20 protein-coding genes are annotated in these 12,751 nt (G+C 60.6%); 1 reads left to right on the forward strand and 19 read right to left on the reverse strand.

Going from position 1 to position 12,751, the window contains the following annotated elements; all coding sequences use genetic code 11:
* Positions 1–5: 5 nt before the first annotated feature.
* From rpsN to rpsL, 19 genes are all read right to left on the reverse strand, one after another.
* Complete coding sequence (gene rpsN / locus GGQ64_RS15665) at positions 6–311, reverse strand: 30S ribosomal protein S14 (protein WP_183805951.1); 306 nt, start codon at positions 309–311, stop codon at positions 6–8.
* 34 nt (positions 312–345) lie between these two features.
* Entirely contained in the window at positions 346–903 is a 558-nt protein-coding gene (gene rplE, locus GGQ64_RS15670; RefSeq protein ID WP_183805953.1) for a 50S ribosomal protein L5, read from the reverse strand.
* Positions 896–1,207, reverse strand: a complete 312-nt coding sequence (gene rplX, locus GGQ64_RS15675) for a 50S ribosomal protein L24 (RefSeq protein ID WP_183805955.1) — start codon at positions 1,205–1,207, stop codon at positions 896–898. The genes rplE and rplX overlap by 8 nt, the downstream gene beginning before the upstream one ends.
* 12 nt (positions 1,208–1,219) lie before the next feature.
* A complete protein-coding gene (gene rplN / locus GGQ64_RS15680) occupies positions 1,220–1,588 on the reverse strand; it encodes a 50S ribosomal protein L14 (RefSeq protein WP_003495199.1) in 369 nt (122 codons plus the stop codon).
* 244 nt (positions 1,589–1,832) lie between these two features.
* A complete protein-coding gene (gene rpsQ, locus GGQ64_RS15685) occupies positions 1,833–2,069 on the reverse strand; it encodes a 30S ribosomal protein S17 (RefSeq protein WP_183805957.1) in 237 nt (78 codons plus the stop codon).
* Between the two features lie 11 nt (positions 2,070–2,080).
* The gene (gene rpmC / locus GGQ64_RS15690) at positions 2,081–2,281 is read right to left on the reverse strand and encodes a 50S ribosomal protein L29 (protein WP_112599126.1); all 201 of its coding nucleotides are present in this window, start codon (positions 2,279–2,281) and stop codon (positions 2,081–2,083) included.
* Between the two features lie 10 nt (positions 2,282–2,291).
* A complete protein-coding gene (gene rplP, locus GGQ64_RS15695; RefSeq protein ID WP_117372290.1) occupies positions 2,292–2,705 on the reverse strand; it encodes a 50S ribosomal protein L16 in 414 nt (137 codons plus the stop codon).
* A 34-nt stretch (positions 2,706–2,739) separates the two neighbouring features.
* Entirely contained in the window at positions 2,740–3,456 is a 717-nt protein-coding gene (rpsC, locus tag GGQ64_RS15700) for a 30S ribosomal protein S3 (protein WP_183805959.1), read from the reverse strand.
* Positions 3,456–3,845: a 50S ribosomal protein L22 gene (gene rplV, locus GGQ64_RS15705; protein ID WP_183805968.1), complete on the reverse strand. Its 390-nt coding sequence runs from the start codon at positions 3,843–3,845 to the stop codon at positions 3,456–3,458. The genes rpsC and rplV overlap by 1 nt, the downstream gene beginning before the upstream one ends.
* A 2-nt stretch (positions 3,846–3,847) precedes the next feature.
* Positions 3,848–4,126, reverse strand: coding sequence for a 30S ribosomal protein S19 (gene rpsS, locus GGQ64_RS15710; RefSeq protein WP_183805970.1), 279 nt, complete (start codon positions 4,124–4,126; stop codon positions 3,848–3,850).
* Positions 4,127–4,142: 16 nt separating this feature from the next.
* A complete protein-coding gene (rplB, locus tag GGQ64_RS15715; RefSeq protein ID WP_183805972.1) occupies positions 4,143–4,979 on the reverse strand; it encodes a 50S ribosomal protein L2 in 837 nt (278 codons plus the stop codon).
* 31 nt (positions 4,980–5,010) lie between these two features.
* Complete coding sequence (locus GGQ64_RS15720; RefSeq protein WP_112599133.1) at positions 5,011–5,304, reverse strand: 50S ribosomal protein L23; 294 nt, start codon at positions 5,302–5,304, stop codon at positions 5,011–5,013.
* Complete coding sequence (rplD, locus tag GGQ64_RS15725; RefSeq protein ID WP_183805974.1) at positions 5,301–5,921, reverse strand: 50S ribosomal protein L4; 621 nt, start codon at positions 5,919–5,921, stop codon at positions 5,301–5,303. Before rplD ends, GGQ64_RS15720 begins: the two co-directional genes overlap by 4 nt.
* Positions 5,922–5,933: 12 nt before the next feature.
* A complete protein-coding gene (gene rplC / locus GGQ64_RS15730) occupies positions 5,934–6,617 on the reverse strand; it encodes a 50S ribosomal protein L3 (RefSeq protein ID WP_183805976.1) in 684 nt (227 codons plus the stop codon).
* Positions 6,618–6,785: 168 nt separating this feature from the next.
* On the reverse strand, positions 6,786–7,094 hold the full coding sequence (gene rpsJ, locus GGQ64_RS15735) for a 30S ribosomal protein S10 (RefSeq protein ID WP_003547547.1): 309 nt from the start codon (positions 7,092–7,094) through the stop codon (positions 6,786–6,788).
* 342 nt (positions 7,095–7,436) lie between these two features.
* A complete protein-coding gene (gene tuf, locus GGQ64_RS15740) occupies positions 7,437–8,612 on the reverse strand; it encodes an elongation factor Tu (protein ID WP_183805978.1) in 1,176 nt (391 codons plus the stop codon).
* A gap of 68 nt (positions 8,613–8,680) precedes the next feature.
* Positions 8,681–10,780, reverse strand: coding sequence for an elongation factor G (fusA, locus tag GGQ64_RS15745; RefSeq protein WP_183805980.1), 2,100 nt, complete (start codon positions 10,778–10,780; stop codon positions 8,681–8,683).
* Between the two features lie 21 nt (positions 10,781–10,801).
* On the reverse strand, positions 10,802–11,272 hold the full coding sequence (rpsG, locus tag GGQ64_RS15750) for a 30S ribosomal protein S7 (protein WP_183805988.1): 471 nt from the start codon (positions 11,270–11,272) through the stop codon (positions 10,802–10,804).
* Positions 11,273–11,325: 53 nt separating this feature from the next.
* A complete protein-coding gene (gene rpsL, locus GGQ64_RS15755; RefSeq protein ID WP_003507760.1) occupies positions 11,326–11,697 on the reverse strand; it encodes a 30S ribosomal protein S12 in 372 nt (123 codons plus the stop codon).
* 561 nt (positions 11,698–12,258) lie between these two features.
* Here rpsL and GGQ64_RS15760 point away from each other — a divergent pair.
* Positions 12,259–12,555, forward strand: a complete 297-nt coding sequence (locus GGQ64_RS15760; protein ID WP_112600313.1) for a transcriptional regulator — start codon at positions 12,259–12,261, stop codon at positions 12,553–12,555.
* Positions 12,556–12,751 lie beyond the last annotated feature (196 nt).

Genomic DNA, 12,751 nt, shown 5'->3' on the forward strand with positions numbered 1-12,751 from the left:
TCTCCTTACCAGCTCGACTTGACAATACCCGGCACCTTGCCGAGGTTGCCGAGTTCACGCAGCGCAATACGCGACATGCGAAGTTTGCGATAGAATGCGCGCGGACGACCCGTGACTTCGCACCGGTTGCGGATGCGGGTCTTGGAACCGTTGCGCGGCAGGGCAGCAAGCTTCAGGGTGGCCTTGAACCGGTCTTCGATCGAAAGCGACTGATTCTGAATGATCGCCTTCAGGGCTGCACGCTTAGCGGCCTGATTGGCAACCAGTTTGCGGCGGCGCTTGTTCTTTTCAACTGCGCTCGTTTTCGCCATTAAAGTTATCCTTCTTTACGCTTGTCGTTACGGATTACTGACGGAACGGGAAGTTGAACTCTTTCAGAAGAGCCCGGGCTTCGTCGTCGTTAGTGGCCGTCGTGCAAACGATGATGTCCATGCCCCACATCTGATCAACCTTGTCGTAGTTGATTTCAGGGAACACAATGTGCTCCTTGATACCCATGGCGAAGTTGCCACGGCCATCGAAGGACTTCGGGTTCAGACCACGGAAGTCGCGCACGCGGGGGAGCGCGATGTTCACGAGGCGATCCAGAAATTCGTACATGCGGGCGCCGCGAAGGGTGACCTTTGCGCCGATCGGCATGCCTTCGCGGAGCTTGAAGCCCGCGATGGAGTTGCGTGCACGGGTGATGACCGGCTTCTGGCCGGCAATCGCCGCCAGGTCGGCTGCGGCAACCGTGGGCTTCTTGGAGTCGCCCGTCGATTCACCAACACCCATGTTGATGACGATCTTGTCGAGGCGCGGGATCTGCATCTCGTTGGCGAAGGAGAACTGCTCCTGAAGCGCCTTGCGGATCCGCTCGACATATTCCTTCTTGAGCCGCGGCTCGTACTTGGCTTCAGCCATCGATCGAAACTCCCGAACGCTTTGCCACACGAACCTTCTTGTCGCCGTCGATCTTGAAACCGACGCGGGTCGGCTTGCCGTCCTTGGGGTCGGCGATCGCGATGTTGGACAGGTGGATCGAGGCTTCCTTGGTGATGATGCCGGCTTCCTGCGACTGGGTCTGGCGCTGGTGGCGCTTGACCACATTGACGCCACGCACGATCGCGCGATCTTCCTTCGGCATGACCTGAACGACCTCGCCGGTACGGCCCTTGTCCTTACCGGTGAGTACGACGACCTTGTCGCCCTTGCGAATCTTCTGCATTGCCATCGCTCCTTAAAGTACTTCCGGAGCCAGCGAGATGATCTTCATGTGGTTCTTGGCGCGAAGCTCGCGCGGAACCGGTCCGAAGATACGGGTGCCGATGGGCTCTTTCTTGTTGTCGATCAGGACGGCGGCGTTGTTGTCAAAACGAATGACGCTACCGTCGGCGCGGCGGATGTCCTTGGCGGTACGAACGACCACCGCCTTCATCACATCGCCCTTCTTGACGCGGCCGCGCGGGATCGCTTCCTTGATCGAGACGACGATGATGTCGCCGACCGAAGCGTACTTGCGCTTGGAGCCGCCCAGCACCTTGATGCACATGACACGACGTGCGCCGGAATTATCCGCGACGTCGAGGTTAGTCTGCATCTGAATCATGTCAGGTCGCCTTCTTGTTGTAACCGGACCGGTTGGGCACGGATGCCCCCTGTTCCAGCTTATGAGAATCTATGTTTTTCGCGCGGGATGGGTCTTGCCAAGGTGGTTTCCTCGAGGAAATCGCTAGCGATTCCCGGGACCTTCCCTGCGCTCAAAGCAAAAGAACGCCCGATACCGAGCGTCCTTGCGCTGCTTCATACAGCTTTTCGCGCAAAGGGCAACCCCTTGCGCGAAAAGTGATGAATTAAGCCTGGGCGGAAACGACCGTCCAGCGCTTGTCCTTGGAGATCGGTGCGCATTCCTCGATGGAAACCACGTCACCAACCTTGAACTGGTTGCTCTCGTCATGCGCCTTGTACTTCTTCGAACGGCGGACCGTCTTCTGAAGCAGCGGATGCGCGAACCGGCGCTCTACCCGAACAACAACGGTCTTCTCGTTCTTGTCGGAAACGACTACGCCCTGCAGAATGCGTTTCGGCATATTATTCTTCCTTAGGCCTTGGCTTCTGCCGCCTTCTGGCGGGCAATGGTTTTCACGCGGGCGATGTCCTTGCGGACCTCGTTGATGCGCGAGGACTTTTCGAGCTGGCCGGTCGCCTTCTGGAAGCGCAGGTTGAACTGCTCCTTCTTCAGCTTTGCGAGCTCGTCATTCAGCTGGTCGGCACTCAGTGCGCGAACGTCTGCGGCTTTCATGGCTCAATCCTTACTCTGCAATGCGCTGTACGAAGCGCGTCTTGACCGAGAGCTTGGCCGAGCCGAGACGAAGCGCCTCGCGGGCGATCTCCTCGGAGACACCGTCGATCTCGAACATCATACGGCCGGGCTTGACCTTGGCCGCCCAGTATTCGACCGAACCCTTGCCCTTACCCATGCGAACTTCGGTCGGCTTCGCGGTCACCGGAACATCCGGGAACACGCGGATCCAGACACGGCCGGCACGCTTCATGTAACGGGTGATCGCGCGGCGGGCCGCCTCGATCTCGCGTGCGTTGACGCGGTTGGGTTCCTGAGCCTTCAAGCCGAACTCGCCGAAGGCGAGGTCCGAGCCGCCCTTGGCGACGCCCTTGATGCGGCCCTTGAACTGCTTGCGGTACTTAGTACGCTTTGGCTGCAACATTTTTCTATTCTCCGATCTGCTCGCCTAAAGCGAATTAAGCGTTTTCACGGCGGCGGCGTTCGCCCTGGCCTGAGCCCTGGGCATCACCTTCGGTCGCGCGGCGCTCGGAGGCCATCGGATCGTGCTCAAGGATTTCGCCCTTGAAGATCCAGACCTTGATGCCGCAGATGCCGAAAGCGGTTTCCGCTTCTGCCGTACCATAATCGATGTCCGCACGCAGCGTGTGCAGCGGAACGCGGCCTTCGCGGTACCATTCGGTACGTGCGATTTCCGCGCCACCCAGACGGCCGGCGCAGGTGATCTTGATGCCTTCGGCGCCAAGACGCATGGCCGACTGAACAGCGCGCTTCATCGCACGGCGGAAAGCCACGCGGCGCTCGAGCTGCTGGGCGATCGACTGGGCAACCAGCGTCGCGTCGGTTTCGGGCTTGCGCACTTCGACGATGTTGAGGTGCGTTTCCGAATTGGTCATCTCGGAAAGCTTCTTGCGGAGCTTCTCGATGTCCGCGCCCTTCTTGCCGATGATCAGACCCGGACGAGCCGAGTGGATCGTGACGCGGCACTTCTTGTGCGGGCGCTCGATGACGACCTTCGAAATGCCGGCCTGCTTCAGTTCATCCATCAGATACTTGCGGATCTTCAGGTCTTCGTGGAGCAGTTGGCCGTATTCGGCGTTGTCGGCGAACCAACGGCTATCCCAGGTACGGTTGATGCCGAGGCGGAAGCCGATCGGATTGATTTTCTGACCCATTATGCGGCCTCCCCTTTGGCTTCCACTTCACGGACGACGATCGTCAGGTGGGCGAAGGGCTTCTCGACACGCGATGCACGGCCGCGGCCGCGAGCGTGGAAGCGCTTCATGACGATCGACTTTCCGACGAAAGCCTCGGCGACGACGAGCGAGTCGACGTCGAGATCATGGTTGTTCTCAGCGTTCGCGATTGCCGATTCCAGCGTCTTCCTGACGGTGCCGGCGATGCGCTTGCGGGAGAACTCGAGTTCGGCCAGAGCGCGGTCGACCTTCTTGCCGCGGATCATCGCGGCAACCAGGTTGAGCTTCTGGGGGCTGACGCGGATCGTGCGCGCAACTGCTTGCGCCTCATTATCCTTCAGCCGACGTTCGGCTTTTGCCTTGCCCATCGTTACTTCCTCTTCGCCTTCTTGTCCGCACCGTGACCGTAGTAGGTCCGGGTCGGAGAGAATTCACCGAACTTGTGTCCGACCATGTCTTCGTTGACGTTGACCGGGATGTGCTTGCTGCCGTTGTAGACACCAAAGGTGAGACCGACGAACTGCGGCAGGATCGTGGAGCGACGGCTCCAGATCTTGATCACTTCGTTGCGGCCGCCTTCGCGAACCTTCTCAGCCTTCTTGAGAAGATAGCCGTCGACGAACGGGCCTTTCCATACTGAACGAGCCATTTCTGACTAACCTCTCTTACTTCTTCTTCAAGTGGCGCGAGCGCATAATGAACTTGTCGGTCGACTTGTTCGACCGGGTCCGCTTGCCCTTGGTCGGCTTGCCCCACGGCGAAACCGGGTGACGACCACCGGACGTGCGGCCTTCACCACCACCGTGCGGGTGGTCGACCGGGTTCATGACGACACCGCGGTTATGCGGGGTCTTGCCACGCCAGCGAGTACGACCGGCCTTGCCGTCGTTGGTGTTGCCGTGATCCGGGTTGGATACGGCGCCTATGGAGGCCAGGCACGAGCCCGGTACGAGGCGCTGTTCGCCGGAGTTCAGGCGCAGGATCGCCATGCCGGCATCGCGGCCAACGAGCTGGACGAAGGTGCCTGCCGAGCGGGCGATCTGACCGCCCTTGCCCGGCTTCATCTCGACGTTGTGAACGATCGAGCCGACCGGGATGTACTGCAGCGGCATGGTGTTGCCGGGCTTGACGTCAACGGCCTTGCTGGACGCGATGACCTTGTCACCGGCTGCCAGGCGCTGCGGTGCCAGGATGTAGGCCTGCTCGCCGTCAGCATAGGTCACCAGTGCGATGAACGCGCTGCGGTTCGGGTCGTACTCCAGACGCTCGACCGTGCCTTCGACGTCGAACTTGCGACGCTTGAAGTCAACCAGACGGTAGGTTCGCTTGTGACCACCGCCGATAAAACGGGCAGTGATGCGACCGAGGTTGTTACGGCCACCGCTCTTGGAGAGACCTTCGGTCAGAGCCTTAACCGGCTTGCCCTTATACAGGCCCGAACGGTCGACGATGACGAGCTGACGCTGGCTCGGTGTGGTCGGATTGAAACTTTTCAATGCCATTTTCTTAAGTCCTCTTTAGCCGACTGCCCGATTAGAGCCCGGTGGAGACGTCGATAGACTGACCGTCCGCAAGCGTGACGATCGCCTTCTTGACATCTCCCTGCCGGCCGGAGAAGCCGCGGAAACGCTTTACCTTGCCCTTGCGGACGAGCGTGTTCACAGCCGTGACCTTGACGCCGAAGAGCGCTTCCACGGCAGCCTTGATCTCAGGCTTGGAAGCAGTCTTGGCGACGTTGAATACGACCTGGTTCTGTTCGGATACCAGCGTCGACTTTTCGGTGATCGAAGGAGAAACGATCACATCATAGTGGCGAAGATCCGTCATTTGAACCGCTCCTCGAGGGCTTCAACCGCAGCCTTGGTCAGCACGAGCTTGCCGCGGCGCAGGATGTCGTAAACGTTGATGCCCTGGATCGGCAGAACGTCCACGTTCGGGATGTTCTGTGCTGCGAGCTTGAAGTTGCTGTCGAGCTCTGCGCCGCCGATGAAGAGGGCGTTGGTCAGGCCGAGGCTGGCGAAACTGCCGGCCAGTGCCTTGGTCTTGGCTTCCTTGGCGACGAGGTCATCGATGATGATGACGTTCTCGGCCTTCAGCTTTGCCGAAAGGGCGTGACGCAGGCCGAGCGCGCGGACCTTCTTGGGAAGGTCGTGCTCGTGGCTGCGGACGACCGGGCCATGGGCCTTGCCGCCGCCGCGGAACTGCGGAGCGCGAGCCGAATGGTGACGGGCGCGGCCCGTACCCTTCTGCTTGTACATCTTGGCGCCGGTGCGGGAGACTTCCGCGCGGCCCTTGGCCTTGTGCGTGCCCTGCTGCTTCTTGGCGAGCTGCCAGCGAACGACGCGGGCGATGATGTCCTCGCGCGGCTCGAGGCCGAAGATCGCGTCGGAGAGGGAAACCTTGCCGGCGTCCTTCCCGTCGAGGGTCGTGACTTTGAGATCCATAACCAGGCTCCCTTACTTAGCTGCGGCGCGGACAGCGGCCGGACGCGGAGCGTCAGCCGGGATGCCGGACTTGATGGCGTCGCGGACGACGATCCAGGAACCCTTGGAACCCGGGACTGCACCCTTGACGAGGATCAGACCACGGTCCTCGTCGGTCGAAACGACCTCGAGGTTCTGGGTGGTGACGCGCGTCTGGCCCATATGGCCAGCCATGCGCTTGCCCTTCCAGACGCGGCCGGGATCCTGGTTGGAGCCGGTCGAACCATGCGAACGGTGGGAAACGGACACGCCGTGCGTGGCGCGCAGGCCGCCGAAGTTGTGGCGCTTGATCGCGCCGGCAAAGCCCTTACCGATCGTCGTGCCGGTCACGTCGACCAGCTGGCCGGCGATGAAGTGGCTGGCGGAAAGCTCCGCACCGACATCGATGAGGTTATCGGCGGAAACGCGGAACTCGACGAGCTTCGCCTTCGGCTCGACACTGGCAGCCGCAAACTGGCCGCGGAGCGCCTTCGTCGTGTTCTTGACCTTCGAGCGGCCGGCACCGAGCTGAACTGCGGTGTAGCCGTTCTTGTCTTCCGTGCGATGGGCGACAACCTGGCAGCCGTCCAATCGCAAAACTGTTACAGGGACATGCTCTCCTGCGTCGTTATAGACGCGAGTCATTCCCACTTTCTGTGCAATCACACCTGAACGCATGGTTCATTCCTCTTAAAAGCCCTGTGGGGGCGAGGCCCCTACACGCCTTTTGTTTAAGGATTCCACGGAGGCCATCCGACCTTCGGGTTTCCCGTTCCTAGAAGTCGTTGGCGCTGGCGCCACGTACCTTCCTTGTTATTCGGCTTACGCCGGACTTGAGAAACCTGACTAGAGCTTGATCTCTACGTCGACGCCGGCGGCGAGGTCGAGCTTCATCAGGGCGTCGACCGTCTGAGGGGTCGGGTCGACGATGTCGAGAAGACGCTTGTGGGTGCGCATCTCGAACTGTTCGCGGCTCTTCTTGTCGATGTGAGGCGACCGGTTGACCGTGAATTTTTCGATACGCGTCGGAAGCGGCACGGGACCGCGAACGCTGGCACCGGTGCGCTTGGCCGTCGAGACGATTTCACGCGTCGAGGCATCGAGGATCCGGTGATCAAACGCCTTGAGGCGAATGCGGATGTTCTGGCCGTTCATACGACTTGTCCTTGTTCTTGTTTTCCGCGGTCCCTTTGGGGAACACGCATTGAACTTCGATTAATGCCCGGCCAGTCCGCTAGTTTTTCAAAGATCGGAGGGACAAGGTTTCCCCTGCCCCTTCCTATTTGAGCGGCCGTGGCCGGCCTTGTCCTTTGGCGATCGCACCATGACGAAGCAGGTACAAATCACGCGTGCGCGCCATTTGCACTATTTTGCTCGCGTCGGCAAGCGGTGCGGCCGACTAAATCTTTCGTGGCGGCTATGCCCGGACCGCATAGCAGCGCGGCCCGGGAATTCCGCTAGCCCTCTCCGCCGACTTCTCGGCGATCGAGGTGTCGATTACTCGACGATCGAGGCGACGATGCCGGCGCCGACGGTGCGGCCGCCTTCGCGGATCGCGAAGCGCAGCTTTTCTTCCATCGCGATCGGAACGATCAGCTCGACGGCAACCGTGACGTTGTCGCCCGGCATCACCATTTCCGTGCCTTCCGGGAGCGAGACGATGCCCGTCACGTCGGTGGTGCGGAAGTAGAACTGCGGACGGTAGTTGGTGAAGAACGGCGTATGACGGCCGCCCTCTTCCTTCGTCAGGATGTAGGCTTCGGCCATGAACTTCTTGTGCGGCTTGACCGAACCCGGCTTGCACAGGATCTGGCCACGCTCGACGCCGTCACGGTTCACGCCGCGGATCAGCGCGCCGATGTTGTCGCCGGCCTGGCCCTGGTCGAGCAGCTTGCGGAACATTTCAACGCCGGTCACCGTCGTCTTCGAGGTCGGACGGATGCCGACGATCTCGACTTCTTCACCGACCTTGACGATGCCGCGCTCGACGCGGCCGGTCACGACCGTGCCACGACCCGAGATCGAGAACACGTCTTCGATCGGCATCAGGAACGGCTGGTCGATCGGACGCTCGGGCGTCGGAATGTAGGCGTCGACCGCAGCCATCAGTTCGCGGATCGCATCTTCGCCGATCTTCTTGTCCGAATCTTCCAGGGCGGCCAGAGCCGAACCCTTGACGATCGGAATATCGTCGCCCGGGAAGTCGTAGGACGACAGCAGTTCGCGCACTTCCAGCTCGACGAGCTCGAGAAGCTCGGCGTCGTCGACCTGGTCGACCTTGTTGAGGAACACCACGATCGCCGGAACGCCGACCTGGCGGGCGAGCAGGATGTGCTCGCGCGTCTGCGGCATCGGGCCGTCGGCAGCCGAGCAAACCAGGATCGCGCCGTCCATCTGCGCTGCACCGGTGATCATGTTCTTGACGTAGTCGGCGTGGCCGGGGCAGTCGACGTGGGCATAGTGACGGGCCGGCGTCTCGTATTCGACGTGAGCCGTCGAGATGGTGATGCCGCGCGCCTTTTCTTCCGGAGCGGCGTCGATCTGGTCATACGCCTTGAACTCGCCGAAGTACTTCGTGATCGCTGCCGTCAGCGACGTCTTGCCATGGTCAACGTGGCCGATCGTGCCGATGTTTACGTGAGGCTTGTTGCGCTCAAACTTACCTTTTGCCATTTCCGGCTCTCCATTTTCTGTCCCCTATGCGGGGAATAGGTCAAATCGTTTCAGATCGGGTATTCCGGTCACTTCTGACCGGAATACTTTGCCTGGATTTCCTGCGCCACGTTCGACGGAACCGGTGCATAGTGATCGAACGTCATCGTGTACTGCGCGCGGCCCTGCGACATGGAGCGCAGGTTGTCGACGTACTTGAACATGTTCGCCAGCGGCACGTTGGCCGCGATGACGACGGCTACGCCGCGCGATTCCTGGCCCTGGATCTGGCCACGGCGGGAGTTCAGGTCACCGATCACGTCGCCGACGTAGTCTTCCGGCGTTACGACCTCGACCTTCATCATCGGCTCGAGAAGCTGGGCACCAGCCTTCCTGGCCGCTTCACGGAAGCAGGCACGCGATGCGATTTCGAAGGCGAGAACCGACGAGTCGACGTCATGGAAGGCACCGTCGATGAGTGTCGCCTTGACGCCGAGCATCGGGAAGCCAGCCAGCGGACCTGAGGACAGGACGCTCTCGATGCCCTTCTGGACGCCGGGGATGTATTCCTTCGGAACGGAGCCGCCGACGATCTTGGACTCGAACTTGAAGTCTTCGCCTTCCGGGTTCGGTTCGAAGACGATCTTGACGCGCGCGAACTGGCCGGTACCACCGGTCTGCTTCTTGTGCGTGTAGTCTTCTTCGCAAAGCTTCGTGATCGTCTCGCGGTAGGCCACCTGCGGAGCACCGACGTTGGCTTCGACCTTGAACTCGCGACGCATGCGGTCGACGAGGATGTCGAGGTGAAGTTCGCCCATGCCGGCAATGATGGTCTGGCCGGATTCTTCGTCGGTCTTGACGCGGAAGGACGGGTCCTCGGCTGCCAGGCGGTTGAGCGCGAGGCCCATCTTTTCCTGGTCGCCCTTGGACTTCGGTTCGATCGCGATCTGGATGACCGGCTCGGGGAATTCCATGCGCTCGAGAATGACGGGCTTCAGCGGATCGCAGAGCGTGTCGCCGGTCGTCGTTTCCTTCAGGCCGGCCAGGGCAACGATGTCGCCTGCAAAGGCTTCTTCGATGTCTTCACGCGAGTTGGAGTGCATCTGTAGCATGCGGCCGACGCGCTCGCGCTTTTCCTTGACCGTGTTCATGACCGACGTGCCCTTTTCGAGCTTGCCGGAATAGATGCGGGCGAAGGTCAGCGAACCGACGAAGGGGTCGTTCATGATCTTGAAGGCGAGCATCGAAAGCGGCTCTTCGTCAGAAGCATGACGCTCGATCTCGGCTTCGGTCTTGACGTCGATGCCCTTGATGGCCGGGATGTCGGCCGGCGACGGCAGGTAGTCGACGACGGCGTCGAGCAGCGGCTGGACGCCCTTGTTCTTGAACGCGGTACCGCAGAACATCGGATGGAACTTGACGTCGATCGTGCCGCGGCGAACGAGCGCACGGATCTGATCGTTGTCGGGCATGTTGCCTTCGAGGTAGGCTTCGGTCGCGGCTTCGTCGATCTCGACAACGGTCTCGATCAGCTTTTCGCGGTATTCCTGAGCCTTGGCCTTCATATCGTCGGGGATCTCGACGACGTCCCACTGGGCACCGAGGGATTCATCGCGCCAGACGAGAGCATTCATCTCGATCAGGTCGACAACGCCCTTGAACTCGGATTCCGCACCGATCGGCAGCTGCATGACAACTGCGGTCGCGCCGAGACGGGTCTTGATCATCTCGACCGAGCGATAGAAGTCGGCGCCGGTCTTGTCCATCTTGTTGCAGAAGATCATCCGCGGGACATTGTACTTCTCAGCCTGACGCCAGACGGTTTCCGTCTGCGGCTCTACGCCTGCGTTGGCATCGAGAAGAGCAATGGCACCGTCGAGAACGCGCAGCGAACGCTCGACTTCGATGGTGAAGTCGACGTGGCCGGGGGTGTCGATGATGTTGAAGCGGCGCATCTTGCCGTCACGGCCCTTCCAGTAGGTCGTGGTGGCAGCGGACGTGATGGTGATGCCGCGTTCCTGCTCCTGCTCCATCCAGTCCATCGTGGCGGCGCCGTCATGGACTTCGCCGATCTTGTGGGACTTGCCGGTGTAGTAGAGGATACGCTCGGTCGTCGTCGTCTTGCCGGCGTCGATGTGCGCCATGATACCGAAGTTACGGTAGTCTTCGATTTTATATTCGCGTGCCATAATGGACTGCCTTTTTCGAGATTACCAGCGGTAGTGCGAGAATGCACGGTTGGCGTCAGCCATCTTGTGCGTGTCTTCGCGCTTCTTGACTGCACTGCCGCGGTTGTTTGCAGCATCCATGAGTTCGCCCGAAAGGCGCTCGACCATGGTGGTTTCGTTCCGCTTGCGTGCCGCTGCGATGACCCAACGGATAGCGAGAGCCTGACGGCGCTCCGGACGAACGTCGACCGGGACCTGGTAGGTAGCACCACCGACGCGGCGCGAACGAACTTCGACGTGCGGCGCGACATTGTCGAGCGCCGAATGGAACACGCCGAGCGGGTCCTGCTTGGACTTGCCCTGAACGCTGTCGAATGCACCGTAAACGATCGTTTCGGCGACGGACTTCTTGCCGTCGAGCATGATGGCGTTCATGAACTTCGTTACTACGAGATCGCCGAACTTCGGATCCGGATTGATCTCGCGCTTGTCTGCTTTATGACGTCGGGACATACTTTTCGTCTCTCAACTAAATTGGGTTCCAGCGAAATGGCGCTGGTGACTGGTTACTTCGGACGCTTCGCGCCGTACTTGGAGCGGCGCTGCTTGCGGTTCTTGACGCCCTGGGTGTCGAGAACGCCGCGGATGATGTGGTAGCGAACGCCCGGCAAGTCCTTGACGCGGCCGCCGCGGATCATCACGACAGAGTGTTCCTGAAGGTTGTGGCCTTCACCCGGGATATAACCAATGACTTCGAAGCCGTTGGTCAGGCGGATCTTGGCGACCTTACGCAGAGCCGAGTTCGGCTTCTTCGGCGTGGTCGTGTAGACGCGGGTGCATACGCCGCGCTTCTGCGGGTTCTCCTGAAGAGCGGGAACCTTATTGCGCTTTACCTGTGCCTGACGCGGCTTACGGATCAGCTGGTTTACGGTAGGCATTCAACCATCCCTTAAATCTTGTCTCGTTACCCTTGCGGGCGGATTTTGCCGTTACCGGCGACTGCCACACGCTTTCTTTTCATGCGCAAAACAGGACCGATCCGCGCTTTGCGAATGGCCCTCCAAAGCAGAGGACGCGGCAGAACCACGTCATGCGTGCAGCATTCATGTCTTCAACGTGCGTTGAAGCCTTGTTTGAGGCGAACTTCAGAACGAGTCGTACTGAACCAGCCAGCCTCACATAGGCTCCGATGGGCGTGGCTCTACTGGCTTACGCCCTGCACGTCAAGGGGACTGGCGAAATATTCTTGCTTCACCCTGGATGCGCGCCCTGAATTTCGAGGCGTTTGCGCGTCACGTGCAGGCAAAATCGAAGCCGGAACAGCCGGCGCTTTGCAATGCTATTGCCCGATGATTCTTAAGGAATCGCAAAGGAAGAATCAATGCCACTGTTGCCGGCTTGACGTCCCCTGGCCGCCGCCTCCCCGCCCCGTGCGCGCTTTCCATTTTCACATGATCGGCGTAATGACTTTTTCAAATCCCGAACATGAAGGAAGCGCCATGCCTATCTCCCCCGACAACGACAACAACAATGAAGACGCCATGGTCTTTATCATCATCGGCAAGGCCTATGAGCGCGACGGTGACGACGAAGGTATCGACATCCACGTCATGCTGCGCGCGCCCGACGACGACAGCGCCGTGCGCGAGGCGCTGAACGCGCTTGCGGAGGAAGGCTTCCTGGAGGCCGACCTCGACCAGATCGGCACGCTGACCGACGCGCCGATCGACGAGCCGCATGCCTCCGCCTACCAGGGCGCGCTCGAGGGCGAGGTCGCCATCATCCGCTTCGCGTGACCGGGACCGGCAGCTCGCAACGCTCAAGAGCCGCCCGACGGATCGGACGGCCTTGTTTCGGCGGCGACAGGCCGTGTCACTTGCTGATGTCGGTCGGCTTCGGGGTCGTTCGGGCCTCCGCCGGCAGGATCGGATAGACGACGTCTCGCGGGGTCAACGCACGCCCCGGCAAAAAGCAAGAAACGCCCGGATCGCT

It is taken from the genome of Mycoplana azooxidifex, from assembly GCF_014196765.1.
GTDB lineage: Bacteria > Pseudomonadota > Alphaproteobacteria > Rhizobiales > Rhizobiaceae > Mycoplana > Mycoplana azooxidifex.

Coding starts and splice junctions, on each gene's coding strand:
- rplB (WP_183805972.1), bottom strand. CDS start 4,979: ATGGCATTGAAAAGTTTCAATCCGACCACACCGAGCCAGCGTCAGCTC.
- rplD (WP_183805974.1), bottom strand. CDS start 5,921: ATGGATCTCAAAGTCACGACCCTCGACGGGAAGGACGCCGGCAAGGTT.
- GGQ64_RS15760 (WP_112600313.1), top strand. CDS start 12,259: ATGCCTATCTCCCCCGACAACGACAACAACAATGAAGACGCCATGGTC.
- rpsQ (WP_183805957.1), bottom strand. CDS start 2,069: ATGCCGAAACGCATTCTGCAGGGCGTAGTCGTTTCCGACAAGAACGAG.
- rpsL (WP_003507760.1), bottom strand. CDS start 11,697: ATGCCTACCGTAAACCAGCTGATCCGTAAGCCGCGTCAGGCACAGGTA.
- rpsJ (WP_003547547.1), bottom strand. CDS start 7,094: ATGAACGGCCAGAACATCCGCATTCGCCTCAAGGCGTTTGATCACCGG.
- rpsC (WP_183805959.1), bottom strand. CDS start 3,456: ATGGGTCAGAAAATCAATCCGATCGGCTTCCGCCTCGGCATCAACCGT.
- rplP (WP_117372290.1), bottom strand. CDS start 2,705: ATGTTGCAGCCAAAGCGTACTAAGTACCGCAAGCAGTTCAAGGGCCGC.
- rplX (WP_183805955.1), bottom strand. CDS start 1,207: ATGCAGAAGATTCGCAAGGGCGACAAGGTCGTCGTACTCACCGGTAAG.
- rplE (WP_183805953.1), bottom strand. CDS start 903: ATGGCTGAAGCCAAGTACGAGCCGCGGCTCAAGAAGGAATATGTCGAG.
- rplC (WP_183805976.1), bottom strand. CDS start 6,617: ATGCGTTCAGGTGTGATTGCACAGAAAGTGGGAATGACTCGCGTCTAT.
- rplN (WP_003495199.1), bottom strand. CDS start 1,588: ATGATTCAGATGCAGACTAACCTCGACGTCGCGGATAATTCCGGCGCA.
- tuf (WP_183805978.1), bottom strand. CDS start 8,612: ATGGCAAAAGGTAAGTTTGAGCGCAACAAGCCTCACGTAAACATCGGC.
- rpsG (WP_183805988.1), bottom strand. CDS start 11,272: ATGTCCCGACGTCATAAAGCAGACAAGCGCGAGATCAATCCGGATCCG.
- GGQ64_RS15720 (WP_112599133.1), bottom strand. CDS start 5,304: ATGACGGATCTTCGCCACTATGATGTGATCGTTTCTCCTTCGATCACC.
- rpmC (WP_112599126.1), bottom strand. CDS start 2,281: ATGAAAGCCGCAGACGTTCGCGCACTGAGTGCCGACCAGCTGAATGAC.
- rplV (WP_183805968.1), bottom strand. CDS start 3,845: ATGGGCAAGGCAAAAGCCGAACGTCGGCTGAAGGATAATGAGGCGCAA.
- rpsN (WP_183805951.1), bottom strand. CDS start 311: ATGGCGAAAACGAGCGCAGTTGAAAAGAACAAGCGCCGCCGCAAACTG.
- fusA (WP_183805980.1), bottom strand. CDS start 10,780: ATGGCACGCGAATATAAAATCGAAGACTACCGTAACTTCGGTATCATG.
- rpsS (WP_183805970.1), bottom strand. CDS start 4,126: ATGGCTCGTTCAGTATGGAAAGGCCCGTTCGTCGACGGCTATCTTCTC.